Annotated in this window: 26 protein-coding genes and 1 pseudogene; 12 read left to right on the top strand and 15 right to left on the bottom strand. The window is 67.7% G+C overall.

From position 1 onward, the window contains the following. Positions 1 to 2 precede the first annotated feature (2 nt). The 6 genes from M9M90_RS13470 to M9M90_RS13445 all read left to right on the top strand — a co-directional run bounded on the left by M9M90_RS13470 (position 3) and on the right by M9M90_RS13445 (position 4,530). Positions 3 to 992 (top strand): hypothetical protein, encoded by a 990-nt coding sequence (locus M9M90_RS13470; RefSeq protein ID WP_254833737.1) that lies wholly within the window; start codon positions 3 to 5, stop codon positions 990 to 992. Positions 993 to 1,159: 167 nt separating this feature from the next. After that, positions 1,160 to 1,897 (top strand): histidine utilization repressor, encoded by a 738-nt coding sequence (hutC, locus tag M9M90_RS13465; RefSeq protein ID WP_254837132.1) that lies wholly within the window; start codon positions 1,160 to 1,162, stop codon positions 1,895 to 1,897. Between the two features lie 50 nt (positions 1,898 to 1,947). After that, positions 1,948 to 2,265 carry a DUF5666 domain-containing protein gene (locus tag M9M90_RS13460; RefSeq protein ID WP_254833736.1) on the top strand — a complete coding sequence of 106 codons (318 nt, stop codon included), beginning with the start codon at positions 1,948 to 1,950 and terminating at the stop codon, positions 2,263 to 2,265. Between the two features lie 100 nt (positions 2,266 to 2,365). Continuing rightward, positions 2,366 to 3,028: a HupE/UreJ family protein gene (locus M9M90_RS13455; RefSeq protein WP_371876933.1), complete on the top strand. Its 663-nt coding sequence runs from the start codon at positions 2,366 to 2,368 to the stop codon at positions 3,026 to 3,028. After that, a complete protein-coding gene (locus M9M90_RS13450) occupies positions 3,028 to 3,693 on the top strand; it encodes a hypothetical protein (protein WP_254833734.1) in 666 nt (221 codons plus the stop codon). The genes M9M90_RS13455 and M9M90_RS13450 overlap by 1 nt, the downstream gene beginning before the upstream one ends. A gap of 9 nt (positions 3,694 to 3,702) precedes the next feature. Beyond that, positions 3,703 to 4,530: a DUF4198 domain-containing protein gene (locus M9M90_RS13445; protein WP_254833733.1), complete on the top strand. Its 828-nt coding sequence runs from the start codon at positions 3,703 to 3,705 to the stop codon at positions 4,528 to 4,530. 21 nt (positions 4,531 to 4,551) lie between these two features. Here M9M90_RS13445 and copD read toward each other — a convergent pair whose 3' ends face one another. The 6 genes from copD to M9M90_RS13415 all read right to left on the bottom strand — a co-directional run bounded on the left by copD (position 4,552) and on the right by M9M90_RS13415 (position 9,336). Next, positions 4,552 to 5,484 (bottom strand): copper homeostasis membrane protein CopD, encoded by a 933-nt coding sequence (gene copD, locus M9M90_RS13440; protein WP_254833732.1) that lies wholly within the window; start codon positions 5,482 to 5,484, stop codon positions 4,552 to 4,554. A 2-nt stretch (positions 5,485 to 5,486) separates the two neighbouring features. Then, on the bottom strand, positions 5,487 to 5,852 hold the full coding sequence (copC, locus tag M9M90_RS13435) for a copper homeostasis periplasmic binding protein CopC (protein WP_254833731.1): 366 nt from the start codon (positions 5,850 to 5,852) through the stop codon (positions 5,487 to 5,489). 346 nt (positions 5,853 to 6,198) lie between these two features. Continuing rightward, the gene (locus tag M9M90_RS13430) at positions 6,199 to 6,885 is read right to left on the bottom strand and encodes an alpha/beta hydrolase (RefSeq protein WP_254833730.1); all 687 of its coding nucleotides are present in this window, start codon (positions 6,883 to 6,885) and stop codon (positions 6,199 to 6,201) included. A gap of 298 nt (positions 6,886 to 7,183) precedes the next feature. Continuing rightward, positions 7,184 to 7,588: a hypothetical protein gene (locus M9M90_RS13425; RefSeq protein WP_254833729.1), complete on the bottom strand. Its 405-nt coding sequence runs from the start codon at positions 7,586 to 7,588 to the stop codon at positions 7,184 to 7,186. Positions 7,589 to 7,778: 190 nt separating this feature from the next. Then, the gene (gene greA / locus M9M90_RS13420) at positions 7,779 to 8,252 is read right to left on the bottom strand and encodes a transcription elongation factor GreA (RefSeq protein ID WP_254833728.1); all 474 of its coding nucleotides are present in this window, start codon (positions 8,250 to 8,252) and stop codon (positions 7,779 to 7,781) included. Between the two features lie 232 nt (positions 8,253 to 8,484). Beyond that, positions 8,485 to 9,336 (bottom strand): LysR family transcriptional regulator, encoded by an 852-nt coding sequence (locus M9M90_RS13415; RefSeq protein ID WP_254833727.1) that lies wholly within the window; start codon positions 9,334 to 9,336, stop codon positions 8,485 to 8,487. Positions 9,337 to 9,422: 86 nt separating this feature from the next. On the opposite strand from M9M90_RS13415, the gene M9M90_RS13410 reads away from it, so the two are divergent. Beyond that, on the top strand, positions 9,423 to 10,388 hold the full coding sequence (locus tag M9M90_RS13410) for an MBL fold metallo-hydrolase (protein ID WP_254833726.1): 966 nt from the start codon (positions 9,423 to 9,425) through the stop codon (positions 10,386 to 10,388). A 359-nt stretch (positions 10,389 to 10,747) separates the two neighbouring features. On the opposite strand, the gene M9M90_RS13405 is transcribed toward M9M90_RS13410, so the two are convergent. Then, entirely contained in the window at positions 10,748 to 11,092 is a 345-nt protein-coding gene (locus tag M9M90_RS13405) for a hypothetical protein (RefSeq protein WP_254833725.1), read from the bottom strand. Between the two features lie 345 nt (positions 11,093 to 11,437). Between M9M90_RS13405 and M9M90_RS13400 the strand changes: the two genes are divergently transcribed. Beyond that, entirely contained in the window at positions 11,438 to 11,836 is a 399-nt protein-coding gene (locus tag M9M90_RS13400) for a response regulator (protein WP_254833724.1), read from the top strand. Between the two features lie 71 nt (positions 11,837 to 11,907). Here the strand turns inward: M9M90_RS13400 and M9M90_RS13395 are convergent, their stop codons facing one another. The 4 genes from M9M90_RS13395 to M9M90_RS13380 form a co-directional block, all read right to left on the bottom strand. Next, a complete protein-coding gene (locus tag M9M90_RS13395) occupies positions 11,908 to 13,107 on the bottom strand; it encodes an LLM class flavin-dependent oxidoreductase (protein WP_254833723.1) in 1,200 nt (399 codons plus the stop codon). A gap of 75 nt (positions 13,108 to 13,182) precedes the next feature. Continuing rightward, a complete protein-coding gene (locus tag M9M90_RS13390) occupies positions 13,183 to 14,151 on the bottom strand; it encodes a cyclase family protein (protein ID WP_254833722.1) in 969 nt (322 codons plus the stop codon). Next, a complete protein-coding gene (locus M9M90_RS13385) occupies positions 14,148 to 14,657 on the bottom strand; it encodes a VOC family protein (protein WP_254833721.1) in 510 nt (169 codons plus the stop codon). The genes M9M90_RS13390 and M9M90_RS13385 overlap by 4 nt, the downstream gene beginning before the upstream one ends. A 10-nt stretch (positions 14,658 to 14,667) precedes the next feature. Then, positions 14,668 to 16,914 carry a TonB-dependent receptor gene (locus M9M90_RS13380; protein WP_254833720.1) on the bottom strand — a complete coding sequence of 749 codons (2,247 nt, stop codon included), beginning with the start codon at positions 16,912 to 16,914 and terminating at the stop codon, positions 14,668 to 14,670. Between the two features lie 210 nt (positions 16,915 to 17,124). Between M9M90_RS13380 and M9M90_RS13375 the strand changes: the two genes are divergently transcribed. Then, positions 17,125 to 17,778 (top strand): TetR/AcrR family transcriptional regulator, encoded by a 654-nt coding sequence (locus M9M90_RS13375; RefSeq protein ID WP_254833719.1) that lies wholly within the window; start codon positions 17,125 to 17,127, stop codon positions 17,776 to 17,778. Between the two features lie 47 nt (positions 17,779 to 17,825). Then, positions 17,826 to 18,146 (top strand): annotated as a pseudogene (locus tag M9M90_RS21305) (DDE-type integrase/transposase/recombinase); the annotation flags it as partial. Between the two features lie 394 nt (positions 18,147 to 18,540). Here M9M90_RS21305 and M9M90_RS13370 read toward each other — a convergent pair. Genes M9M90_RS13370 through M9M90_RS13355 form a run of 4 tightly spaced genes read right to left on the bottom strand, consistent with a single transcriptional unit; the run spans position 18,541 to position 23,777 of the window. Beyond that, entirely contained in the window at positions 18,541 to 20,085 is a 1,545-nt protein-coding gene (locus tag M9M90_RS13370; RefSeq protein ID WP_254833718.1) for an AMP-binding protein, read from the bottom strand. A 10-nt stretch (positions 20,086 to 20,095) separates the two neighbouring features. Continuing rightward, positions 20,096 to 20,629: a cupin domain-containing protein gene (locus M9M90_RS13365; protein WP_254833717.1), complete on the bottom strand. Its 534-nt coding sequence runs from the start codon at positions 20,627 to 20,629 to the stop codon at positions 20,096 to 20,098. Between the two features lie 26 nt (positions 20,630 to 20,655). Further along, the gene (locus M9M90_RS13360) at positions 20,656 to 21,618 is read right to left on the bottom strand and encodes a fumarylacetoacetate hydrolase family protein (protein WP_254833716.1); all 963 of its coding nucleotides are present in this window, start codon (positions 21,616 to 21,618) and stop codon (positions 20,656 to 20,658) included. Further along, positions 21,615 to 23,777 (bottom strand): TonB-dependent receptor, encoded by a 2,163-nt coding sequence (locus tag M9M90_RS13355; RefSeq protein ID WP_254833715.1) that lies wholly within the window; start codon positions 23,775 to 23,777, stop codon positions 21,615 to 21,617. Before M9M90_RS13355 ends, M9M90_RS13360 begins: the two co-directional genes overlap by 4 nt. Positions 23,778 to 23,931: 154 nt before the next feature. Between M9M90_RS13355 and M9M90_RS13350 the strand changes: the two genes are divergently transcribed. Together M9M90_RS13350 and M9M90_RS13345 are read left to right on the top strand one after the other, a co-directional pair. Beyond that, on the top strand, positions 23,932 to 24,588 hold the full coding sequence (locus M9M90_RS13350) for a TetR/AcrR family transcriptional regulator (protein WP_254833714.1): 657 nt from the start codon (positions 23,932 to 23,934) through the stop codon (positions 24,586 to 24,588). Beyond that, the gene (locus M9M90_RS13345; protein WP_254833713.1) at positions 24,585 to 25,799 is read left to right on the top strand and encodes an MFS transporter; all 1,215 of its coding nucleotides are present in this window, start codon (positions 24,585 to 24,587) and stop codon (positions 25,797 to 25,799) included. The genes M9M90_RS13350 and M9M90_RS13345 overlap by 4 nt, the downstream gene beginning before the upstream one ends. The last annotated feature ends 130 nt before the right edge of the window (positions 25,800 to 25,929 follow it).

Genomic DNA, 25,929 nt, shown 5'->3' with positions numbered 1-25,929 from the left:
CCGTGCGGACCTCGCACCGCCTGCTGGCGGCTCTGGCGGCGCTGTGCCTCCACGGCGCAGCGGTCGCCCCGGCGCTGGCGGCGCCGGCCGTCAAGCCGGTGGCCTGGAAGGTCGTCCCCTCCGTCGACCTGGTCGCCTTCAACAAGGATCTGGAACCCGGCAAGCTGACAATGGATGTGGTGATCTACATCCCGTCGAACTTCGACCCGTCATTCAACAAGCTCACCCTGGAGCAGATGCTGGAGGGCGTCCGCGCGGCGAAGGAGATCTACCGGCCCACCGGCGTCCAGATCAATCTGGTCACGGTCAAGACCGGCGCGATCAATCCTCGGTTCCTGGCGATCCAGGCCAACGAGATCCCGCGAGTGCCCGATACCGAGTACATCAACATGTACGAGGGCAACACGCGCCATCCGAGCGAACTGACGGACATGGCGCTGCAGGCCTTCCAAAGCATGATCGAGCCCCGGAAGGACAGCGACCGCACCATCTACCTGGTGGGCCTGCAGGACGTGATCATGCCGTTCCTGGATCGCTCCGACGCCCGGAACTGGACGGTCAAGATGGTGCGCACGGGCGGCCTTTCGTTCCCGTCCTACTCCTACTGGAACACGATCCCGAGGGCGTACCGGGGCGTCATCACCCTCGACAACCTCTCGACGCCCAGCCGGGCCCGGCGGACCGTCGCCCACGAGATCGGCCACAAGGTCATGAACGTTAGCCACGAGTATAAGGAAACCAGCCCGGCCCACGAAGTCTACGCCGACGGTGGACTGATGCTCTACGGGTCGGGGGAGGACATTCCGTCCGGGGCGGAGGGCCGCTGGCATCGCGAGCGCCTGCTGATGTCGCCGTATCTTTATCGTCTCCGCCCCGACGGGACCAAGGCGTGGAACCGCGACTACGTGGACGGCGGGCACTACTACGACCCCCTCTACGGCGACAAGGTGGTCCGCTTCCCGGGCACACCGAGTATGGACCCAAAGTGGTGACGACGGACGTGGCGCCGGCGACCCTGGCCTCGAAGCGTGTGCGGGACGGTGCGAAGACCGGTTCCAAGGGCGCGCTGGCAAGGGGCCTCGGGCCGGCCGGCGCAGTCGCGCGCGGCGTGGCCGAAGCGACGCCTGCGGAGATCCTGGGGGCGGGGAGCGCCCGGCGCATGACGGTCGAACCCCTCCAGAAGGGCCTGACACGGCGGATCCGCTCGGAGATTTCCGAGCGGATCCTCTCGGGCGCCTGGCCGCCTGGCCACCGCATCCCGTTCGAGCACGAGCTGATGGCGCAGTATGGATGTTCGCGGATGACCGTGAACCGCGCGCTGGGCCCTCTGGCGGAGGCGGGACTCATCGTCCGCCACCGCAAGACCGGCTCCTTCGTGTCCCGCCCCCGGATCCACTCCGTGGTGCTGGATGTCCCCGATATCGCCACCGAGGTCACCGAGCGTGGCGAGCCCTACGGATACGATCTGCTCTCGCGCAAGGCTCGCAGCGCGACGCGGCGTGAGCTGGAGGATCTTGGCCTCGACTCGGCGGCCGACGTCTTGGCGCTCCGCTGCCTGCATCGGGCCTCGGGGCGGCCCTTCGCGCTGGAAGAGCGCCTGATCAATCTGGAATCCGTGCCCGAGGCCGAGGGCGTGGACTTCGGCACGATCGCGCCCGGAAGCTGGCTCCTGGGACATGTGCCGTGGACGGAGGCGGAGCACCGGATCAGCGCGGCGAACGTCTCTCGTCAGACCGCCTCTATCCTCACCATCGAGCCCGCCGCGGCCTGTCTTGTTCTGGAGCGCCGGACCTGGCGCGGCGCCGACAAGATCACGCACGTCCGCCTGACCTTCCCGGGCGAAGCCTACGATCTGGTCGCGCGCTTCACGCCGCGGCCGAACCCACCCGCCGCTTGAGGCCACCGGCGCTCACGCCTTCCATCTCATTCCGTTTCCGGAGTTTCTCCATGCGCAACGTCCTCGCCCCATTCGCCGCCGCAGCGGCCCTGCTTGTCGCCCTTCCGGCCGCGGCGCACGATGAGATGTCGGTCGCGGGCCAGGTCACGGCCGTGTCCGCCAAGACGATTCAGCTCCGGATGCAGGACGGAAAGGTCGTCACGCTTGAAGTGGACAGCAACACCCGGGTCAAGATGGCCGGCAAGCCGCTCGGCCTGAAGGATCTGAAGGTCGGTCAGTCGGTGAAGGCGCTCGGCTTCGGCGACAGCATGACCGACCTGGTGGCGATCGACCTGGTGATCAGCCCGCCGCCGGCCAAGGCCCGCTGATCCTCGCCGCCGCGACAGCCCCTCGAGCGTTTCCGTGAAACCCAGGCTTTCCACATTTCGGGGCGTAAGCCGCGCGGCCTTCGCGCCGGCCGCCGCGCTCCTGCTCGCCCTCGTGGCGGCCGGAACCGCCGCCGCCCACGGCCTGGGCGGAAAGGACGCCGCCTTCGTCGCCGCCACCCAGGGCCCCGACATCGTCCCGTTTCTCTACCTCGGCGCCAAGCACATGGTGACGGGCTACGACCACCTGCTGTTCCTGCTCGGCGTCATCTTCTTCCTCTACCGGATGAAGGATGTGGGCCTCTATGTGACCCTCTTCTCGGTCGGGCACTCCCTGACCCTGCTCGCCGGGGTCCTGGGGCGGATCGAGGTCAATCCCTACCTTGTCGATGCGATCATCGGCCTGTCGGTGGCGTACAAGGCCTTCGACAACCTCGGCGGCTTCCGCACCCTGTTCGGCGTCCAGCCCAACACCAAGGTTGCCGTCTTCGGGTTCGGCCTGATCCACGGGTTTGGCCTGGCGACCAAGCTTCAGGCCCTGGAACTCCCGCAGAAGGGACTGCTGACCAACATGCTGTCGTTCAATGTCGGCGTGGAGATCGGGCAGCTGATCGCGCTCACCTTCATGCTGGCCCTGATCCTCGGCTGGCGCACCCTGCCGGGCTATCGCCGCATGTCCACCGCCGCCAACGTCGTGATCATGACGGCCGGCTTTCTCTTGATCGGCTTCCAGCTCGGCGGCCTGGCCTATGGAGCACCGGCCTGATGTCGGACCCTAGATCCCCGGCGGACACGCTGGACCCCGCGTCCCCCTCCAAGCGCACCCTGCTCCTGTCGATGGCGGGGGCGTTGGCCGTCGCCGTCGTCGTCACCTTCGCCGCGGTGCTGCCGGCCGAGTACAACAAGGACCCGCTGGGTCTGGGGCGGGCCACGGGCCTGTCGCGGCTCTGGGCGCCTAAGGAAGAGGTCGTGACGGCGGACGCCGGTGCGCCGGCCGCCCGCCGGGAGGCGTCAGGCTTCCGCACCGACGTCTTCGAGATCCCGCTGGCCGCGGACGGCGATGAGGGCCGCAAGAACGCCCTGGAGTTCAAGGTGCGCCTGCCGAAGGGCGGGACGATGCTCTATTCCTGGCAGGCGGAGGGGCTGGCTGTTCCCGAAGACCTCATGTTCGACTTCCACGGCCATACCGTGGCGGCCGAGGCGAAGGGCGCCGTCCAGGTGGCCGATTACGAGAAGGGCAACGGGAGCCAGGCCAACGGGGCGCTGAGCGCCCCCGTTGACGGCATCCACGGCTGGTACTTCCGCAACCGCTCCGACCGGCCGATCAAGGTGCGGCTGAAGCTTTCCGGCTTCTACCAGCTCGTGCCCTCGGGCGAGGAGGGCAACCTCGCGAACATCCAGCCCGCGGGCGCGGCTCAGCCCGGCCCATAGGAGACCGACATGACCACCAGGCGAATTCTGATCGCCCTCGGGCTGGGCGGAGCTTTGGCGCTGACGTCGCTCGCGGCCGGGGCCCACGAGATGTTCCTGAAGCCCACGAACTTCCACGTCGCGCCGAACACCAGGACCGAGATCGCGTTGTTCAACGGGACGTTCGACAAGAGCGAGAACCCGATCTCCCGCGACCGGATGCGCACGGTCGAGGTAATCGCGGGGGGCCAGGTGACCAGGCCGTCCGCCAGCCAGTGGCGCGACGACAAGGTGACGTCCTATCTCGACCTGACGCTCGGCGAGGCCGGAACCTACGCCGTCGGCGTCTCCACCGCGCCGAAGATCATCGAGCTCTCGGCCGACGCCTTCGAGGACTATCTCCGCCATGACGGCGTCGAGGACGTGCTCAAGGCCCGGCAAGTCGAGACAGCGCCCCGCACAGCGGTCCGCGAGCGCTATTCCAAGCATGTGAAGACCATCCTGCAGGTGGGCTCGACCCAGACGGATGACTATTCGACGCCCTTCGGCCTCCCGGCCGAGATCCTGCTGCTCCAGAACCCCGCGGCGGTGAAGGTCGGCGACACGATCGGCTTCCGGGCGCTTCTGAGGGGGCAGCCGATGTCAGGCCAGCTCGCCTATGCGAGCTTCGGGGGGTTCCAGGGGGCGGACGCCCAGTCCGGGCGCGCGGTGAAGCTGCGCACCGACGTCGATGGCCGCGGGTCGTTCAAGGTGACCCGGGCGGGCGTCTGGTACATCACCCTGATCAACATGCAGAAGGCCACGGGCGAGGCGACCTACGAATCCAACTGGGCGACGCTGACCTTCGAGATCCGCTAGCTGGACCTTCGCGGCGCCACACTATCCGGCGGCCGGCGGCGGCAGGGTCCCGAGCCAGGCCACCACCGCGAGCACGGTCAGGCCCAGGCCGGTCTCCCAGACCAGACTCTGCTTGAGACGGGCGAGCGCGATCCCCGGAGAGGCGTTGCGGTCGAGCTCGGCTCCGAGCCGTGGCGTCAGTCGCATCCGGTTGGCCGCGGCCAGGGCGAGCATGGCGCAGAACAGGCCAAGCTTCAGCAGGAGGAGCCGCCCGTAGGCGGTGGTCCAGAGGGCGGCCAAGCGATCGGGTCCAACGAGGAACCAGCTGTTCGCCAGGCCGGTGAGCACCAGAACCGCCACGACCGCCGATCCTCGCCCGGCGAAGCGCGCCAAGGCGGCATGCGCCGCCGCCGCCGCCGCCGTCGTCGTCTGGAGGGGCGAGCGCAGCAGCGCCAGGAACCCGGCCAGCGCGCCGATCCAGGCGCCCGCGGCCAGGGCGTGCAGCACGTCGCTGGCGAGGTGGAGGGGAGCGCCCGGTCCCTCGGCGGCGGCCGCGTGCCCCATCCAGGCCAGGCTGGCGCAGGCGAGCGCGCCGAGCAAGGCGGTCACGCGCCACAAGGCCGGTCCCGGCCGGACGACCAGGAGGGCCGCGAGCGCCAGCAGCGCCGCCAGGGTTCGGATCAGTCCGGCGCGCCCAAGGCCTGTTCCGGTGATCACGACGCCGAGCGAGCCGGCTTTCAGACCCTCGGCCCAGGAGCCCGCCATCATCGCGGTCTGGGCGAGGAGGCCGCCGGCGGCCCCGAGCGCCAGCAGCACGGCGGCGGCCTGGAGCACCGGGCGGGGCCAGCGCGCGCCCACGGCTGAGACCGGGCCGGTCGCGGGAAGAGCGTAGAGGCAGAACCACGCCAAGCCGAACAGGACCGAAGCGCCGGCGTACTGCAGCAGCCGCGCGGCGACCACGGCCTGTTCGATCACGGTCAGCCGACCTTGAAGGTGACGTCGCCCGTCATCCTGTGCCCATCGGCCGAGGCCGCGCGCCAGCTGATCCTGTAGGTCCCCGCCATCAGCTTGCCCTGGGGCGCGCCACGGATCGTCAGGCCGTCCGGCGAGATCGTGGTCTTCACGGCGACCTTCATCCTGTGCTCGACCATCGTGAGTTCGAAGCCCGAGAACGCGGGGACCAGCTTCTCGTTGAAGGTCAGCGAGATCGCCGCCGGCGCGGCGACGGTGGCGTTCGCGGCGGGATCCGACTTCACCAGGTGAGCGTGGGCCGCGGCCTGGGTGGCGAACAGGGCCGCCGCGGCGCCCAGGGCGGTTGCGATCGAGAAGGACTTGCGGAGCATGGTTTCAACATCCGTGACGTTTGGGGGCCTAAGGGGGATACGCGGCAGACCGGCCTCGCCCTCAAGGGCGCTCGGTTTTCACGCCCAGAGCCCCCTGGAGTCCGCACGCTGCGCGTGAGGGCGGGTTGGTCGCCGCGTGGAACAGGTCCAGGGGATCGGCTCCTAGGGACCGGGCGATGCGGTCGAACTCCAGCACGTCGATCCGGCGCTGACCGGCCCGACGCGGGCGCGTTGCGGTGGCCCTTGCGCGCATCGGCGGCCCACTGACGCATAACCGACGGCGTTCCGCGCTCCGGTGGAATTCCGATGTCCGGCCTTGGCGCGACGCGGACGTGCAGGGTTCGCGCTAGCCGACGCCGTGGAACTGACGGGCGAGGAAGTCCCCGCCGAGTCGCAGTCCCGCCTCGTCGATGCTGTGGCCGAGACGCCGCGCCGCATGGGTGTTGATCTCGAACCCCAGGCCTTTGAACTCGGCCTCCGCCTGGCCCATGGCGGCGAACGGCACCATCGGGTCAGCGTCTCCATGGACCAGCAGCAGGGGCGGCTTGGTCTTTACCTCGGTCTGCAACGCATCGGCGTCGGCCAGCATGCCCGAATAGCCCACGATCCCGGCCAGGACTTCGGACCGCCGGGGGCCAACATGGAGGGCCATCATGGTCCCCTGACTGAACCCCACCAGCGCCACCTTGCTGTTCGGGAGATCGTTCGCGGTCCGGTGCATGTCGATGAAGGCGTTCACAAGCGGCGCCGCCTGTCGGACGCCGGCGGCCCGGCTCTCCCGCCCGAGATCGGTCAGGGACCACCACTGATAGCCGCCTGGCGCGGCGGGACAGATCTCCGGGGCGTTGGGCGCCATGAAGACGGTGTTGGGCAGGCTCTCGCGCCAGTAGGGCACGAGGCCCATCAGGTCGGCGCCGTTCGAGCCGTAGCCGTGCAGAAGGATCACCATCGACTGGGGATCTCGGCCGCTCGCCGGAGCTGCCACGGGGCCCTTGAGGCGGATCAGGTCGGTCATCGGTCGGTGGTGCGGCAAGCTGTTGGCCCGGTCAACTGCCGCCTGCGGGCCATGTCCGCTTGTGGTCAGGCCGCAAGAGTCTGCTCGTGGCGCAGAGCGGTCGACCGTAGTTCCTAGCCGACAGGGTTCAACAGGCGGGCGAGGAAGTCTCCGCCCAGTCAAAGTCCCGCCTCGGCAGGATCACCGTCGACTGGGGATTTCGCCCGCTGGCCGGGGCGCCCATCCGACCTTTGATGCGGTTGAGATTGGTCATCGCCAGGTGGTGCGGCCAACCGATAGCCCGGTCCATGACCGGTTGGCGGTGCAGGCTTAGCTGCTAGCGAGCAGGGCCCCGGGTTCCAGCGTCTGTCCAAAGAAGGCTGTCGGCGCCGCACTTCGTCATGTCAGCTGAAGGCGCGCCGCAGCTGAGGTAGCGCACCTGCTCTCGAACCTTGCGCCCTATGGTGAGTGCATAGGCGCAACGGACGATGACAAGCTCGTCCGGGATCGCTCGCGCCACGGTGCATCGGGCGTCGCTATAGTCGCCGGCGCAGGCGTAGAGTTCGTGCATGACGCTGCCGTCCGCGAGGACGACTTCGTGTTCGCCGAAACAGCCGACTGCATTTTGAAGCGCCCACGAGTTGAGCGTGAAGGATGTGGAGCGGCCATCGGCTGGCGAGTGCGTCGTGCAGCCACCCAGTAGAGCGAGTGATGTGATCCCTACCGTGATGGGTATCTGCATTTCATTCTGCGCCAGGCGCCCTGTCAGCAATCCGAGCTGGGCTCTGCTCAGGCTCAGTCTGCTCGGATCTTACCGTGGGAAATAAGTCCGCTTAGCGGCGCGGACGCCATGTCTGCTGCTGGCGCATCAGAGACGTCAGCGGCTCGTCCGCTCGTGAGTCATCTACATTCGGAGGGTCCGCCTTAGTGAATCAAACCCACTCTACTTTCGTGATCTCGTAGGTTTTCAAGCCACCGGGAATTCTCACCTCGACGACGTCACCGCTCTCCTTGCCGATCATCGCGCGGGCGATGGGGGAGGTTATCGAAATGCGGCCCTTCTTCACGTCTGCCTCATGCTCACCCACGATCTGGTAGCGGGCCTGTTCCTCTGTATTTTGGTCGATAACGGACACCGTGGCGCCGAACTTGATCCGGGTTCCGGACAGCTTCGTGACGTCAATGACCTGCGCGCGCGCGATCATGTCGCCAATCTGAACAATTTGTCCTTCGATCCACCCCTGCCGATCCTTTGCGGCATGGTACTCGGCGTTCTCCTTCAGGTCACCGTGGAGGCGCGCCTCCCCGATCGCGACGGTTACGGCGGGCCTCTCGATCGTCTTAAGCCGCTTCAAGTCTTCGTCCAGGGCGCGATAGCCCTGAAACGTCATAGGCACTTTTTCCATGGCGATTGGTGACTCGCGTTCGCTCTAGTGGAAGTTTGGAGAACTCGGACGGGAGGCGCAGACGTCCGCTACGGGGTAGGGATAGTGATCCACGGCTCGAGCATGAAGTCGATGGCCTTGGCTAGCTAGCACGACTATCGCCGGGATTGGGCCGCCTATGCCTCAGTCCAAACGTCTGCTCTCCGCACAGATGCCAAGTTCGGCTTCTGGCGCGATGGCGACCTTTGAGAGGCTAAGCCGCGCGCCGGGCGGTGGCCGCAGGTCGGCGCGACGAACCCAGGCCCGCGGCCTCCAGGATTCGGGCGACCGCCGGTGAACCCGCATCAGCCTGGCGATAGGCCACACCCACCTCGCGGCGAAGGCTCAGGTCCGCCAGCGGGCGGGTGACCACACGCGTGTTCGATGCGACCACGCCCTCCGGCAGAACCGTGGCGCCGACACCGGCCTCGACCAATGCCAGCGCCCATTCCTCGCTGGCGGCGACGGCCACGATCTGCGGCTTGAAGCCCAGGTCGCTGGTCTGGTTGGCGTTCTCGCAGTTGCAACGGGCAATTAGCGGCAGGCCGTCGAGATCTGCCAAGCTCAACTTCGGTTTCAGGCGCAACGGGTGGCGCGGGGGGAGCGCCAGGACGTAGCCCTCCGACCAGAGCGGCGCGAACCCTTCGCTCTCCTCGACCAGCGTCCGCGCGACGATCCTGGCGTCGCAGGGCGCGTCGGCAGCCACCAGGAAGAGCCTTAGGTCGCCGGCCTGGGTAAGGGGCTTCAGCAGGGGAGCGACCCGGGAGATGTCCAGGCTGGGCATCAAGCCCAAGGTCACCTGCGCGGCCGGCGCCGGCGCAAACAAGGTTCTCAGCGACAGGGCGTCGTCGACCACCTGCCGGGCCCGCACGTAGAGGGCCTCGGCCGCCGCCGTTGCTGTCACGCCTTTGCGGTGGCGCACGAAGAGGATGGCGCCGAGCTCACGTTCCAGCGCGGCCATGGCCGCGGAAATCGAGGGCTGGGAAATGAAACAGCGACGGGCGGCCGCGGTGACGCTGCCCGTCTCATAGACCGCCAGGAAATAGCGCAGTTCCCGAAGTTCCATAGTTCATACCTATGCATTCCATCAGTGGACTATATTTTACGTATGGAACGGATTGCGCAAGGTTCATGGCGATCTGGAGGTTTCCCATGCTGTCTCGCCCGTCTTCCCCCGCCCTGGCCGCACTCTTCGCGTCCGCCTTCCTCACGGGCTGCGCTGCGCCGCCCTCGCAGGCCGCGCCGCCGGCGCCCCCACCCGCGGCCCACCCGCCGGCCGCCATGACCATGAGCGCCGTGCCATCGGGCTCGACCCAGTCCAGCGCGGGGCAGGCCTTCGAGGGTGGTCGCGGGGACGACAAACGCACCTTCGTCGCCGGCGCCATCCTGGTGGACCATCCGAAGGGCAAGCTCTTGTTCGACACCGGCTATGGGCGCGACCTCGCCGAGCACTTCAAGACCGCGCCGGCGCTGATGCGGGCGATCATAAGACCTCAGCTGACCACCCCCGTGGCTGAGCAGCTCGCCGCGAGCGGCATCGCGCCCGCGAGCTTGAAGGCGGTGGTCCTGACCCACGCCCATTGGGACCATGTGAGCGGCCTGGAGCACTTCCCGCAGACGCCGGTCTGGGTCTCCGAGGCCGAGCTCGACTTCGTCAAGGGCGGCGACCGCTCAGCCGAGCTCGCCCGCCGCCTCGGTGTTGCGAACTACAAGACGTTCGACTTCCCGGATGGCGGCTACCTCGGCTTCGCCAAGAGCTGGGACGTGTTCGGCGACGGCAGTGTGGTCTTGGTCCCTTCGCCCGGCCACACGCCAGGCTCCATCGCCGCCTTCGTCAACACGCCCGACGGCAAGCGTTACGTCCTCATCGGCGACACCGCCTGGCAGGCGGAGGGCGTGGACCTGCCGGCGCAGAAGCCGATGCTCCCGCGCTCCCTGGTCGATCACGACGCGCCGGGAACCTGGGCGGTCCTACAGAAGCTGCATGCGGCGAAACAAGCCCTGCCCGATCTCATCGTGGTGCCCGCCCACGACGCCCGCGTGTGGAAAGCGCTTCCCGCACTCCCGCCGGCAGCGGACGGCTCGGTCCCCCGGAAGCCGTCGGGTCCGACGGGTTGAGGACGAACTCGCCGGCAGATCGGCTCGAACGTCGATCTGGCCATATTGATGATCGTGGGCGGTCGGCTAGGGGCCAACTGCATTCTTTGCCGTCGCGATCCAAGCTCGCGACGTCCCGGGTTTGAGCACGGACGCGCGTCCGATGTTCGGCACCCGGGGGAACGTGTCGAGTTCGTGTCCTGTGCGCCGGAGGGGATCGAACCTGAGGCTAAGCGAAGTTGGTTAGCGTTAGGCTCTTGGCCCACAGGACCCAGCATACTGGGAAATGACGATGTTCCCGGGCGCGATGGCGATGTGGCGCGAGTGGACCGCTGGAAGCGGCGCACCTTCGAAAGGTGGTGCGAAGATCACGGTCACCGTCAGATTTCCGTAGGCGTCCGCTCAAGAAAGTGCAGCTGACCGTCGATCTGGTGAAACTCCACATTCACGGCGCCGCTGTTTCCGATCATCTGCGCAGTTCCGGCGCTTGCATCGAGACTGGAGAACGTCAGGCCAAGCGTCCCCTCGGCCTTTTCGCTTTCGTATTCCGGGTTCATTACACCATTGTGCTTAGCTACTAGGTCGCAGGACAGCCCCAGCATCGGTGGAATTGGCGCGCCAGCAAATGTCTGCGTCGGCGCCTCAAGCGAGCAGGCGGAAAGCATCAGTACGCCGCCGATACAGATGATCACGCGGCGACGGGGGCGGAGAGACCTCAGGTTCATCCCTCTACCCATTCTCGCCCCGGAGTTCTCGTATGTCCCAGCCGCGCTTTGCAGCCTTCAATGAATGACACGCTGCCACGCCGCGGTCGTCTTGGAGCGATGACATCCCATTCGCCAGCCCAAGCTACACTGGTTCGTGAACGGAACCGTCAACTTAACGTCGGCATGACGAACCTGACCCCGTGATCCCACGATCTCAGTCTGCGGACGCCTCAGAGGCGCGTCGTCAGCAAATCCGCGGTGGCCGCGGAGCCGGCGCCAAAAGAAATCTCGCCCTCGCGGAACGGCGTTTGTGCGGCGCGGGTTCATGTCGGGCTGTCGACCGATACGCGTGAGGGGGACGTCATGACCATGGAACCACCGAGCGCGCTGGTGCTCGTCGTCGAGGACGAGGTGTTGATCCAGGACCTCCTCGTCGATGCGCTTCAGGAGGGCGGCTTTCAGACGATGATCGCCAACGACGGCGCTGAGGCGATCGCGCAGATCGACGGTCCTCTGAGTGGTCGGCTGTCCGGCGTGGTGACCGACATACGGCTCGGGGTCGGCCCTGACGGCTGGGCTGTAGCCACCCGCGCACGGGAACTCAACTCAGCCGTCGCCATCGTCTATGTGAGCGCTGATAGCTCGGCGGATTGGCCGGCCCACGGCGTCCCCGGGAGTGTGATGATCAGCAAGCCGTTCGCGGCGGCCCAGGTCGTGGTGGCGCTCGCGAACCTGGCGAATCGGAGCGATTTCCCCGGGTGAGCGAGGGCGTTGAACCGTGGGCTCGCTTCATCATTCGGTCGCACGTGTACGATGTGGTCGACAACGTCAGGCTACCGCACTAACTCGGCCCCCGAAAATGCGGGCAAAAGATGCTGGCCTACGAGCTCGAAGCTCTTCAGCACCGCCGCGTGGGGAATCGAGCCGAACTGCATGAGGCACATCATGCGATCGGCGCCGATCGCCTCGTAGCCTCTCATTTTCTCTACACAGTGCGCCGGATCGCCGATGACGACGCTGTCCAACGGCTCGAGGACCTCATGGGCTTCGTCGTGACTGATGGTCTCGCCCATGGCCATTCGCTTTAGCACCACCACGACTGGCGGGTCGTCGGGTTCGATCTTCGTCTCGTTCGGATCGCGCTCGGCTAGCGCCGCGGTGTCGCGCGCGGAGTTCGGGTGCAGGCCGGCTTTGATCATGTCGTACCAGACCCGCCTGGGCACCTTGAACACCACCGGCGCGGCGTTGACGTACCAAAGCGCCGACCATGCCGCGCCATTGGCGATCGCCTGGGCCCGGCTCTCGGCCAGATGGACGAAGGTGAAGCAGCCCTTCTGCGGATTCACCAGCTTGCCGGCAGGCACTTTGCAGTCGGCCAGACCGCGGTCGTGCTCGCGCAGCATCTGGCCCAGGAACGCAACGGGGCTTAGCAGGGTGGTGCCCAGCGCGCCGACCCCCATCTCTCCGGCCATGTAGAAGCTGTCGGGTGAGCCGCAGGTCTGCCACAGCCGTGGGTGTGGCTGCTGCAAGGGCTTGGGCACCACCTCGCGGGGCGGCACATGGTAGTCCGCCGAGGTCCAGGAGAACTCCTTTTCCGTCCACATGCGCGGGATCATATGCATGGCGTCGCGAACCTGGTCGCGGGCGGTGTCCGGATTGACCCCGAAGGTCTCCCACTCCTTGCCGCCAGACTTGGCGAGCCCGAGCTCCAAGCGGCCGCCGGAAAGTACGTCCAAGGTAGCGGCGCGCTCGGCGACGCGTAGGGGGGTGTTGATGTTGAAAGGCGCCAGAACGCCGGCGTGGCCGACCCGCAGCCGCGTGGTGGTCATCGCGATGGCGGTCAGCACGACCTCCGGGGCGGAGGAGTAGCTGAACTCCGGGGCGCCATGGTGCTCGACCTGCCACCAGGTCTCGAAGCCGGCGGCCTCGGCGGCTTTGGCCTGGGCGAGGATCTCCCGGAATAGGCCAGCCTCGTCTCCGCCGTTCCAGGGGAAGGCCTTCTGAATCTCGCAGAACACGTCGAATTTCATCATCGCGGGTCTCCTGGATACATAACGTCTGTTATGTAGCTGGCCGTGTCGGGAGGGATGGGGTCGGGATCGCCATGGTCAGAAGATGGCGATTGGGTTGAGCGGGGAGCCGGTGCCGCCTTCGATGCGCAGCGGCGCACAGACTAATTGGAACTCCCAGCGACCGAGCTCGGCGCAGGTGGCGGCCAGAACCTCCAGGTCGAGGTTGTCCAGCAAGTGCAGGCCCATCGCAGCGAGCCCCAGCATGTGCAGCGGCATGGCCCAGTCGCGATGGATGCGGCCGTTGGGGATCGGGTCGTGCACCCCATCACCGCCCAGCACGGCAGCCTCGCGCGCGTGCAGCCACGCGACGACGCGCGGGTCGAGGCCGGCCACGGCATGGTCGTCGAGGCGGGCGCGGCGTACGTCGCGGCCGAGGCGGATGAGGAGGATGTCGCCCTTGCCAACCCGCACGCCGTGGGCCTGCTCCGCTGCCTCCAATTCCTCCACGACAGTCATGTGCTCGGCGTCGATGAAGTCGAAGCCCTGTGCGCGGGGCAGGTCCAGGAGGACGCCGCGGCTGACGATTCCGTCCTTGGCCGCCATCACCGTGTTGAAGCGGGCGCCAGTGCTCTTCACGTCGCTGGCCGGCCGGCCATTGTACATCCGGCCTTGTGCGAACACGTGGCACAGGGCGTCGAGATGACTGGAGGCCATGCCATGGAAGGCGATGCCGATGAAGTCGGTCGCGACCTGCAGGCCCTCGACGCCCGGCACGCAGCAGTCGTCGCCGCCGATCAGCATGTGGTGTTGCGCGGGCCAGGGGTTCTCCGGCCCCGGCCGAGTGGGGAAGTCGCGAGACAGGCTGACAGTGCGGCCGTCGCGCACCAGTCTGGCGGCGGCGGTGATCTCAGCGGGGCCGATGTGGTTCAGCGCACCCCGCTCGTCGTCATCCCCCCAGCGCCCCCAATTGCTGACCTGGTCGAACAGCGCCTCCAGCTCGGCGTGGCTCATCGCCAGCGAATGATCGCCGCGGCGCGGGTCGTCCAGGGGCGCGTCGCCGCTCATTGGGTGTTCGCCAGGGCCTCGTTCGCGCGGGAGTGGCGCACGCCAGGCTCGAGCTCGATCATCTCGATGATGTTGCCGTTGGGGTCATAGCAGCAGGCCGTGCCCACGATGCCGAGCGCTTCGGTGGGCGTATAGGCGGCCTGGGTGAAGGCCACGCCCTGCGCCTCCAGCGCCTTCTGAGCGGCGTGCACGCCCTTCGTCCGGAAGGCAATGATCCGCGGGACCATGTCCCTGCGGCGTGCAGCGTCGGGGAACTCCGCCATGGGCTCCACCCACTCGATCAGGTCGATCATGGGCCCGTCGCGGTCCGCCGGCAGCACCATCAGGACACCTCGGCCGTTGGCCCGGTGGAGGCCAAAGATGCCGGCCACGAAGGCGGGCCAAGTGACGTTGCGGCGGTCGTTCAGCACCTCGAAGCCGAGCCGTTTGTAGAAGGCCACGGACTCGTCCAGGTCCCGGCAGTTGACCACCGTGTGGTAGAGGCTGGTAAGCGCCCATTCGGCCACGGTCCGCTCCCTAGAAGTTCACGCCCACCCGCACGCCCCAGGTGCGCGGCGGATAGTAGGTGTAGTTGTCCAGGCCGAAGCCGTTGCCGATGGTGTTCGACTGCAGGCCGTCGTTGGAGATGATGTCCTTGTCCCCGACGTTGCGGACGAAAGCCTCCAGGGTCCAGCGGCCCTCCGGCGCGCGGTAGGTCACGTTCACATCGACAAGGGTGTAGCCCTTCTGCCGTTCGAGCGGGGAGTTGGCGGACAGGAAGTAGAGGGCGCCGGAATTGAACACGTCGATCCGCGGGGTGACCTGGCCGAATGCCGTCTCGAAGGCGTACTGGGCGCCCATGTTGAGGGTGTGCTTGGGCGTCTGCACCATCCGTTTGCCAGAGAAGTCGCACAGTCGGGTGGTTGAGTTGCAGCCCGGCCCGGGGGTCGAGAAGCGGTTGTTGATGGTGATGTACTCGTCGTACTCGGCGTCGGTCAGGGCAACCGACGCATTCAGGCGCAGGCCGTTTACGGGCGTGGCGATCATCTCCACCTCCACGCCCCTCACGGTCGCTTGGCCGGCGTTGTCGATGCGCGAGCCGGTGATGTCCTGCACGAACACCTGCATGTCCTTGATGTCCTGATGGTAGGCTGCGGCGTTGAAGAGCAGCCGGCGCTCCATCAGGGTGGCCTTGAAACCGGCCTCGTAGGCCTTGACCGTCTCGGGCTGGTAGATGCCCGGAAAGTTGCCCACCAATCCGCCGCCGGAAAGGTAGCCCTTCGAGGCGCTTGCGTAGAGCATCAGGTCGGGACTGACCTGATAGGCTGCGCCGATCTTGCCGGTGGTCTCTGTCCAGCTTTCGTCGAAATTCTTGGAGGCGGGGAAGGCCAGACCCAGCCGCGGCAGCCGGAAGTCGAGGAAATCGAAGCCCTTCTTGGAGTCCTTGGTGTGCCGCAGGCCCAGGGTCAAGGTGAGCGGGACGCCCGAGCCGGTCTTGGCGAAGTCGAAGTCGATCTGGCCGAACGGAGCGTAGGACTCGGTCTTGTAGATGCCGCCGTTGGTGAAGACGAAGGTGTCGGTGAAAGGGGCGGCCGAGTTCAGGCCGGTGTCGATGTACTGGAACGTCTGACCAACCTTTTCCCGGAAGTAGAAGCCGCCGACGATCCAGGAGAGGGGGCGGTCCGAAGGGTTGGAGGCCAGCCGGATCTCCTGCGACCACTGGAAGTGGTCGAGCGTCCAGTAGGGGTTGGTGGCGATCGTCAGCTCTGAGGCATCCGGATCGTTGGATTGGGCCCACTTGCCCGAGGCATAGCCGGTCACTGAAGTGAAGGTGGCGAAGCCTGCGTCGAAGTTGAAGGTGGCCGCGGCGAAGCGGCCGTCCTGGTCGAAGGTCTCGGGCGTGTTCTTGCGCACCTTGCGCGGATCTCTGAGGTAGGGCTGGGCGCCGACGTAGCGGGCCGGCGCCAGCTCCCAGCGGGTCTTGGTGGCCACCGGATCGCCGTTCGACGAGGCGGCGGCGATCAAGAGGAAGTCGGCCTGCTCGGAGAGCTGCCAATAGACCTGGCCGCGCAGCATCCAGAAGTCCTGGCCGTCGGCGTTGTTGGTGGCTCCGGGACCCTTAAACAGGTTCTCCTGGTAGCCATCGTGCTCGGCCTTCACGCCGCTGAGGCGGACCGCCGCATATCGCTCGCCATCCTGGAAGATCGGCACGTTCACCCAGGCCCGGGCGATGCGGGCGTCGTAGTTGCCAAGAAGCGCATCGGCATGGCCGCCGAGTTCGGCGGTCGGGTGCTTGGTGATCACGTTCACCGACCCGCCAACGGAGTTGCGCCCGTAGAGCGTGCCCTGCGGCCCGCGCAGCACCTCGATCCGCTGGATGTCGAAGAACTCCGGGTCCACCGAGGTGGTCCGGGCCAGGTAGACGCCGTCGAGGCTGTAGGCGACGGGGGAGTCGCCGCCCGACGTGGTGTTCTGGCTGCCGACCCCGCGCAGCGTGATGACGTTCTCTCCGCCGGTGACCCCGGATCCGAACCGCAGCGACGGCACCCGGGTGGACAGGTCCTGGAAGCCGCTCACCCCCTGGCGCTGCAGGCTGTCGCCGTCCAGCGCGGTCAACGCGATAGGGACCGTCTGGGCGTTCTCCTCCCGCTTCTGGGCGGTGACGATCAGCTCGTCGATGAGGTTGCTAGGCGCCGCCGCTTCCTGCGCGAGAACAGGGTGGGGCAGACTGACGCCGGCCAGAGTGGAAACGCATAGCAAAGCAGCGCGGTTGAAGCGGCCCATAGTGTTCCCCCTCGAAGTCGGTGGGTCATCCGGGCCTGCGGCCGCGCCTCCCGCCGTTCGACAAAACATAACACATGTTCTGTAGATCGGAAGCGTGTACGTAACGGACGTTATATATCCGCTGATCCGTTATCGATGCCTCCCGGTTCGTGGCGCTTGCCAGGCACGAACGGCCTGGGGCAGACGTGTCCGGGCAGGGGTGGGGCGAGAATGGGCCGGGCGGTCGATCACAATCAAAGGCGGGAGATCTTCGCCGCGGCGGCCCTGCGGGTAATTATGCGCGACGGCATCGTCGGGCTGACCGTTCGCGCTGTGGCGAAGGAGGCGGGGTTCACCACGGGCGCCCTAACCCACTATTTCCACTCCAAGGACCAGCTCCTAATTGAAGCCTCGGAGCACTCCGCCACCCTGGTGCGCGACCGTATGGAGCGGGCAGAGAAGACCCATCCCACTCTGGACGCGATCCGCAAGGTCGTGGCGCTTGCCCTGCCGCTCACCCCAGAGACCCGGGGCTACTGGCGCATCTGGGTGGGCTATTGGGAGCGATCCAGCTACGACGACGACGTCGCCCGCGTGATGCGCCTGCGTTACGACGAATGGCGCTCGCGGCTCGAGCGCCTACTGTCGCGCGCGCAGCTTGAAGGCGACCTCGCGCCGGAGGTCGACCCGCGCCAAGCCGCGGAGGCCCTGATCGCACTTGTGGATGGGATCGGCGTCCAGGTGCTTTTAGGCGTCGGCAGGATATCGCCGAAACGACAGCGGGCGATGTTCGATCTCTGGTTAGACGCGATCAGGGCCGGCTCAGGCGGCTCCACTTCGATTGTCGACCCGCGACCGGGACGAGGTACGAACGGCCCCACGTGACGCTCGCCATCGTCGTCTAATGTAGGTTCACCGAAGTCGCGCGGGATAGTACGGTCGCCCTCGCCTTCATCAAGCGCGCGATGAAGCGCCATGGCCGACCCGAGACGGCCGTCGCCGACGATCTGCAATCTTCCGGCGCCGCCATGAAGGAGATCGGCGCTGCCGATCGCCAGGAGGTGGGCCGCTGGCTCAGGGCGGAGAACTCACACCAGCCCTTCCGACGAGGAGAGCGGGCGATGAAGCGGTTTCGGAGGATGGGGGGAAAGTCCACCAGTTCGAACCTGCGTCCACTTGGGGCTCTAAGGCGAAGGTCGCAAGGTCCGCTTCGGGGCAGCCTGGCGGACCGGCCGGCGAAGGCGAGCTCCTGACTCATCTCGTACGTTGGGAATGTCCGCACCTGGGCGACCGGAGCGGCGGCGTTCGTCTGCGGCCGCGTGCGGATCCTCGCCTAGACTGTATCGGTGCTCGGCATGGCACGATCGGAATGCGTGCGGCGATTGCCCGGAACTCTGACGATCACGGCTGTGCGGCTTTCGCCGCTGTCGTCGGCGAGATCCCGCACTTCGAAACACTGGTCGAAGTGCGGATGCCCAGCGGTCCGATCGCTGGGATCAAGGATCGCAAGAATGCCGAGGCGCACAGGCAACGAACATCTGCAGGCCGGGGGTCTCTTCGGCGAGCATCCTCAGCTCCTCGAGCATGTCAGCTAGGTTCGTTTGGGCGACCTCCTCGCGCTTCGGCGATCGGCAGCGGGGGGAGGAGTTATCCCACCTGCCGATCGGCGCCGGCCCAGTAACGGTCGCGGATCTCCTTCTTCACCACCTTGCCGGCGGGGCTGCGGGGGAGGGCGTCCCAGACCTCGACGGTCTTGGGGGCGTGGACCGGGCCCAGCTTGGCGCGGACCAGGGCGATCAGTTCGGCGGGATCGAGAGCCGCGCCGGCCTTGAGCTCCACCACGGCCTTCACCGCCTCGCCCCACTTGGCGTCCGGCACGCCGACCACGGCGCAGTCGAGGATCGCCGGGTGCTCCAGGATCACCTGCTCCACCTCAGCGGAGAACACGTTGAAGCCGCCGGAGATGATCATGTCCTTGGCCCGGTCGACGATGTAGACGAAGCCCTGCTCGTCGCGGTAGCCGAGGTCGCCGGTGTGGCGCCAGCCGTGGTGGGAGACCTCGGCCGTCGCCTGCGGGTCGCCCAGGTAGCCGCTCATCGCCAGGCTGCCCTGGCAGACGATCTCGCCGCGCTGGCGAGGTCCCAGGATCTCCCCGTCCGGCCCCATGATCTCCACCCGCACGCCGAGCGTCGGACGCCCGCAGCTCGACCACCGTTCGTCGGGCCCCTCGATCAGATCGGCGCTGTGCAGGAAGGTCAGGAACATCGGGGCCTCGGCCTGTCCGTAGCACTGGCAGACCGCCGGCCCGAACACCTCCATGGCCTCGCGCAGCTTGGCCGGCGCGATGGGGGAGGCGGCCACCACCAGGTATTTGAGCGAGGAGAAGTCCCGCTCCCGCACGCCCGGATGGTCCAACAGGGCGTAGATCAGGGTCGGCGGCAGGTAGAGGTGGGTCACCCCGTGCCGCTCGATGGCGTCCAGGATCAGCTCCGGCGCCGGCTTGCGTAGGATGACGTTCGTCGCCCCGCCCGGCAGGGAGCAGAGCGCCAGGCCGCCGGCGGCATGGGTCATGGGTCCGGCCACCAGGTGCACCGGCGGCGTCACGGATGGCATGCACTGCCAGAAGGCGCCGATCAGGGCTTCCCAGGTGCGGAGCGTCCACTGCGCGGCCTTGGAAAGCCCGGTGGTGCCGCCGGTGGGGAACAGGCTGGCCAGGACGTCGGGGCCGTCCGGCGGCTCGGGCGCGGGGTCCCCGCCACGGGTCAGGAAGCTCTCCAGCGACGGCGCCCCGGCCGATCCGGCGCGGTCCAGGCAGACCAGCAGGCCCGGCGCCTGGAGGATCGGCGCCAGGGCCAGGGCCTCGGCCTCCAGGCTGGAATGGTAGAACAGCGCCTGGCAGCCCGACAGGGTCAGCCAGTGCTGGTTGGCCACGGCGCTGTTGCGGGCGTTAGTCGGCGCCCAGACGGCTCCCAGGCGAAACGCGCCCAGGATCACCGTGAACGCCATGGCGTCGTTGGGGCTGTAGACCGCGATCCGGCAGCCGGCCCAGAGGTCCGAGGCCGCCAGGGCCGAGGCGATGGCCTCCACCCGTACCTCGGTCTCGGCCCAGGTCACCCGGGTCTCCCCGTCGATGAAGGCCGTCCGCCCGGGATCGCGGCGCAAGCCCTGTCGGAAATAGTCGATCAGCCGCACCGCGAACGCCTCAGAGCGCCGGCTTGGCGTCGACCAGGATGGCGGCCAGCAGGCAGGGCTCGGTCCCGCGGTTGCTCCAGGCGTGCTTGGTGCCCCGCTGGACGATGCAGTCGCCGGGCTGCAGCAGCACCTCGCCGTCCTCCATCACCATGTGCATCTCGCCCGAGATCACCACCAGGTAGTCCACCGAGTCCGTGACGTGCATGGTCGGGTGCTTGGCGGTGTCCTCGGCGCTGGGCACATGGGTGCTGCCCAGGTCGGCGAAGGTGGCCGCCGTGTCGATCTTGCTCTGGCTCTCCGGCGGGATCTCCACCACGCGGAAGATGGTGCCGCCCGGCGTCGGGTCGTGGCGGATCGGCCGCGCGCCGCGGTCGACCAGACCGGTGTTGTCGACCGGCATCTCCTCCGTCACCCACAGCTCGCTGAGCCGCGAGCCGGGCCAGCCGGGGCTCTCCATCAGGTTCAGCGCCGGGCCGTTGAAGGTGATGTTGGAACGTCCCTGGGCGTCGTGGCCGGTGACGATGCGGCGGATGTCGCGGGGCATGGGAATACTCTCCTCGGTAATGGGGTTCAGCGCCGCACGACGCGGTTGGCGAGGACGCCGATATGTTCGATCTCGAGCTCCACCAGGTCACCGTCGGCGAGCCTGCGGCCCAGCTCGAAGCCGCAGCCCGACAGCACCGTGCCCGACCCGATCACCTCGCCGGCGTGCAGCGGCTTCTCGCGGCTGAACTGGACGACGGCGTCCTCGAAGCTGTGGTGCATGGTGGAGGTGGAGCCCCGCGACCATTCCTCGCCGTTCACCCGCGCGGTCATGGTGAGCGCATAGGGGTCGGGCAACTCGTCGGGAGTGACGATGCAGGGGCCCAGGCCGTTGCCGGCGGCGAAGTCCTTGCCCTCGCCGGGGCCAAGATTGGCGTCCATCACCGGAAGCTGGACGTCCCGGGCCGACCAGTCGTTGAAGATGGTGTAGCCGAAGATGTGCTTGGCCGCGTCGGCGGCCTTGATGTCATGGCCGCCGGGACCGATCACGCAGGCCCACTCCAGCTCATAGTCCATCCACTCGGAATAGCTCGGCCAGACGATATCCTGGCCCGGGCCGCTCACCGCTAGATGGTCGCCGTTGTAGTAGATGACCTGGTCGCGGAAGATCTGCTTCAGGCTGTACTTGCCGGTGGCCATCAGGGCTTCCAGCGCCGCCTTCGGGTCGGGCTCGGCCTCGGCTAGGCTTTGGGCCCACTTGGCCAGGGCCTTTTCCATGTGCGCCAGGAACAGGCTGCAGTCGCGCAGCCGGATCGGACGGGGCAGGGGCGCCAGCAGCCGGACCCCGCTCAAGGGGAGGATCGCGCGATCCGGCTGCTGGGCGGCCAGGCCGCGGGCCCTGTCCAAGGCGCGTTCGCCGGCCTCGATCAGCGCCTGCATGGAGGCGAAGGCAGGGTCGGCCGCCGCGGCGGCCAGGTCGAGCACCCGGTCGTCGCCCACCAGGGCGCCGAGCTTGCGCTCCGCGCCGGTCTCGAAGGTCACCAGTTTCATCGGAAGTTCACGTCCAGGGTGACGCCGAAGGTCAGCGGGTCGCCGGGCACGCCCAGGCTGGTGGCGCCGCTAGGCGTCAGGTTGCGGAAATATTCCTCGTCGCCCAGGTTCTTGCCCCAGACCGAGACCTGCCAGTCGCCCTCGCCCGGCGCATAGGTCGCCCGGGCGTTCACCAGGCCGTAGCCCGGCTGATAGGTCCCATCGACGCGGGTGTTGGCGGCGTCGAAGAAGGTCCTGGAGCGCACTAGGTACTCGCCGCGCAGGGTCAGTTTGCCCTGGTCGCCGAGCTCGATGTCGTACTCGGCGCTGAACGCTCCCATGAAGTCTGGCGACCGGAGCTGGGAATGGCCCTTGAAGCTGGCGGCGCCGGCGTTGTCGTAGACATCGAAGCGCGCGGTCTGGAAGGTCATGTCCGCCCCCAGCCGCAGCTCGGGGATCGGACGGGCGTTGATCGACAGGTCCAGGCCGTCGGTGCGGGTCTCGCCGGCGTTGTCGATGGTCTGCAGGGCGGGCCCCGTGATCCGCAGGATCTGCTGGTCGGTGATGTCGGAGCGGTAGAGGGCGGCGTTGGCGATCAGCCGGCGTTCGAACCAGGCGGTCTTCAGGCCGATCTCGTAGGAGGTGACCTGCTCGGGCAGGAATGGCGCGCCGGCGATGGCCGCGGTGGCCGGCAGCAGGGTCTGGAACCCGCCGCTCTTGAAGCCCCTCCGATAGGAGGCGTAGGCCATGATGTCCGGGGTGACCGCATAGTCCAGGGTCACCGCGGGGTCGAAGGAGTCCCACTTGGCCTCCGGGTTCACCGAGAACGCCGGGCCCAGGCCCTTCACCGTCCGCTGGTTCTCCTTGCGGTCGTTGGTGTAGCGGCCGCCCACCGTCAGGCTGAGCTCCGGGGTGAAGTCATAGGTCGCCTGGCCGAACAGGGCGTAGCTCTTGGTGACGATCTCCGAGGCGTCGAAGCGCACCGCGTTCTGGGCGACGGGCACGGGGAAGGCCGGGCCGGTGGTCACGTCGAAGCGCTGGCGGCTGTCGCCGTGGAAATAGTAGAGCCCCGCGATCCAGCGGAAATTCTCGCCCACCTCGTTGGCCAGCCGGATCTCCTGGCTGAAGGTGCGGTTGCGCTCCTTGGACTGCAGTTGGAACGAGGCCGCGACGGTCCCGTCCTGGTCCTGCAACCGGGCGAACAGGTTCTGGCGATAGGCGGTGATCGAGGTCAGGTCGCCCAGAGGCGTGGCCAGCTCCAGGCGGCCGGTGACCGCGCCCAGGTCCTGATCCTCGTAGCCGGCGACGTTGTAGTAGTGCTTGTAGAAGCTCTCGCCGGGGGGCAGGGCGGCGATGGCTGCCGCCGAGACCAGGCCGGTCTTGTTGGTCGTCGCCAGGAACTGGTTGGTCATGCCGTTGCGGCCGCGCAGGGCCTCGGTGGTCAGCAGGAACGAGCCGTCCTCGAACACCCACTCCAGTTGGCCCCGGGCGCCGTAGCTCTTGATGTCGCCCACCTCGCCGGTCCCGGCCAGGTTGTCGGTGAAGCCGTCCCGGCGCTTCACCCCCACCGACAGGCGGTAGAGCAGGTTGTCGCTGATCGGGCCGGTGATCCCGCCGCGCAGGGTGACGGCGTTGTAGTTGCCGACCTCGGCGCTGAGGTTGCCGGCGAAGGTTTCCGACGGGCGCTTGGTGGCGATGCTGATGGCGCCGGCCGCGGCGTTGCGGCCGAACAGGGTGCCCTGCGGGCCCTTCAGTACCTCCACCCGGTCGATGTCGAACAGGTCGAACTGCAGGCCGGCCGTGCCGCCGATGTACACTTCGTCGATGAAGTAGGCGACCGAGGGGTCGGAGCCGGCGTCGATCTGGTTGGTGCCGCCGCCGCGCAGATAGGTGTAGCTGACGAAGCCCGAGCCCACCGACGAGATGGTCAGGCCTGGCGCCAGGCGTTGCAGGTTGTCCAGGTTGGTGACGCCGGACTTCGCGAGCGTGTCGCCCGAGATCGCCGTGATCGAGATCGGCACGTCCTGTAGGTTTTCCGACCGCTTCTGGGCGGTGACGATCAGTTCCTCGACGGTCTGAATCTCGACCGCCGGGGCCTGGGCGTGGGCCGTGGCGGCCGCGCAGGCCAGCGAGACCGACGTGAGCAAGACATGCCGCAAACGGCGTTGGAAGCTGACCATGGTTTCCCCCTCATTTGGCCGGCGCGCTTGTCCGGCGCCGGTTCATGCGAGAGAGTTAGTCATTCGTTCGACTATCTGTCAACAGAGAGTTAGTCGAACGCTTGCATCATTCGGCAACGCCTTGTACGCGTCGGATAAAAGGGCAGGGGGATTCATGGCCGCACCCAAGGGAGGCACACGGGAACGCATTCTGGACGCCGCCGAGCGACTGTTCGCCGAGCACGGATTCGAAGGGGCTTCCACCCGCGACATCGTCGGCAAGTCCGGCGACACCATCGGCAGCGTCAACTACCACTTCGGCTCCAAGGGCGAGCTGCTGGGCGAGGTGATCCGCCGCCGGTGGGACGTCATCTACGCCGCCCGGCGCGAGGCCTACGAAACCGCCAAGACCCAGTCCGAGGGCCCCCCGTCAATCGAGGCGGTGGTGGCCTGCATCGTCATTCCCTATCTCGAACGGGCCATGACGGGCACCAAGGGCTGGCGCAGCTACGCCCTGCTGCAGGCGCGCATCCTCTACAGCCCCAAGGCCTATGACGAGATGCTGCGCGTGCTCAGCGAGCCGACGGCCCGGGAGTTCCTCGGCTGGATGCAGGCCGCCCTGCCGCACGCCAGGCTCGAGGACATTGGATACGGCTACCAGTTCATGGTTGGCAGTATGGTCGAGTGCTGCGCGGAGATGGGGCTGGGCCGCATCGACCGGCTGACCGACGGGGTTTGTTCGTCCAAGAACTACGAGGCGATCAGCAAGCGGCTGGTGCGGTTCATCGCCTCGGGCATAAGCGCGATCTGCGAACCGGACGACGCGGCGTGACCGCCCGCTCCGGCGCCATGGCCGAACTGCGCCGCGGCTGGCCCGTTCTCGCCGGCGCGATCCTGGGCGTGGCGGTCGGGGTCGTCGCCCTGCCGTCCGCCGCCGTCAGCCTGTTCATGCACGACCTGCAGACCAGCGTCGGCTGGTCGCGGGCGGAGATCTCGCTCGCCTCCACCATCCTGTTCGGCGTGCTGGCGGCCAGCGCACCCGTGGTCGGCTGGCTGGCCGACCGGATGAGCGAGGCGAAGATCGCCGCGGCCTCGATCCTGATCCTCGGCGGGGTGTTCCTGGCGGTGTCACAGGCGCCGGCGCGGCTTGGCTTCTACTACGCCGCCTTCGCGGCCATGGGTTTTCTGGGCGCAGGGGCGGCGACGGTCACCTTCGCCCGGGCCATCAGCCGGACCTTCGTCCAGGCCCGCGGCCTGGCGCTCGGCCTCTCCATGATCGGCACTGGGGTGTCGAGCGCGGTCCTGCCCATGGTCCTGGCCCCCTATGTGGCCGAGCAGGGTTGGCGCGCCGGCTTCATGGCCCTGGCCGCCGTCGCCGTGGTCTCCGCGCCGGTGGTCTGGCTGCTCCTGAGACGCACGCCGCCCAACCTCGCGCCGATCGCGCCGCTTGACGGGAAGGCGGCCGCACCTGGACGGATCGCCCTGGACGCCACCTTCTGGAAGCTGGCCCTGGTCTTCGGGCTCGTGCCCCTGGCCGCGGTCGGCATGCAGCTCCACTACCTCGCCTTCCTCACCGATGCGGGCCTCACCCCCGCCCAGGCCGGCGCCTTGGCCGGGCTGATCGGCGTCTCGGTCCTGGTCGGCCGAATCCTCACCGGCTGGCTCATGGACCGCATCTTCGCCCCCTACGTGGCCGCGGCCATGATGGGCGTCAGCGCACTGGGCCTCCTGGCCCTGGGCCTGTGGGGCGCGCCGGCGGCCCTGGCGGGCGTGGTGGCGCTGGGCCTTTCCATCGGCGCCGAGATCGACCTGATCGGCTATCTTACCGCCCGCTATTACGGGCTCAAGGTCTATGGTCGGGTCTACGGGCTCTTCTACCTGGTCTGCCTGGTGGGCTCGGCGCTCTCGCCGCTGGCCTACGGTCTGATCCGCGACGCCGGCGACGGCTACCAAGCCGCCCAGTTTGCCGCCGCCGCCGTCCTGGTCCTCACCGCCGCGATCTTCCTCACCCTGCGGCGCTATCGCGATACGATGGACGCCTAAAGTTCCAGAAAGTTCGTCATCCTCGACCGCGCCACCGTGTCGGGGACCCATGGGCGCGACAATCTCGGGATAACCTTCAACCCGTCGGCGCATAGGGGGGCGATAGGGTTGGGGCGGGCCCCGCAGCGCA

This window comes from Phenylobacterium sp. LH3H17, assembly GCF_024298925.1.
Classification (GTDB): domain Bacteria; phylum Pseudomonadota; class Alphaproteobacteria; order Caulobacterales; family Caulobacteraceae; genus Phenylobacterium.
Note: the sequence above shows the minus strand (reverse complement) of the source record. Positions and strands in the feature narration are given on the sequence as shown.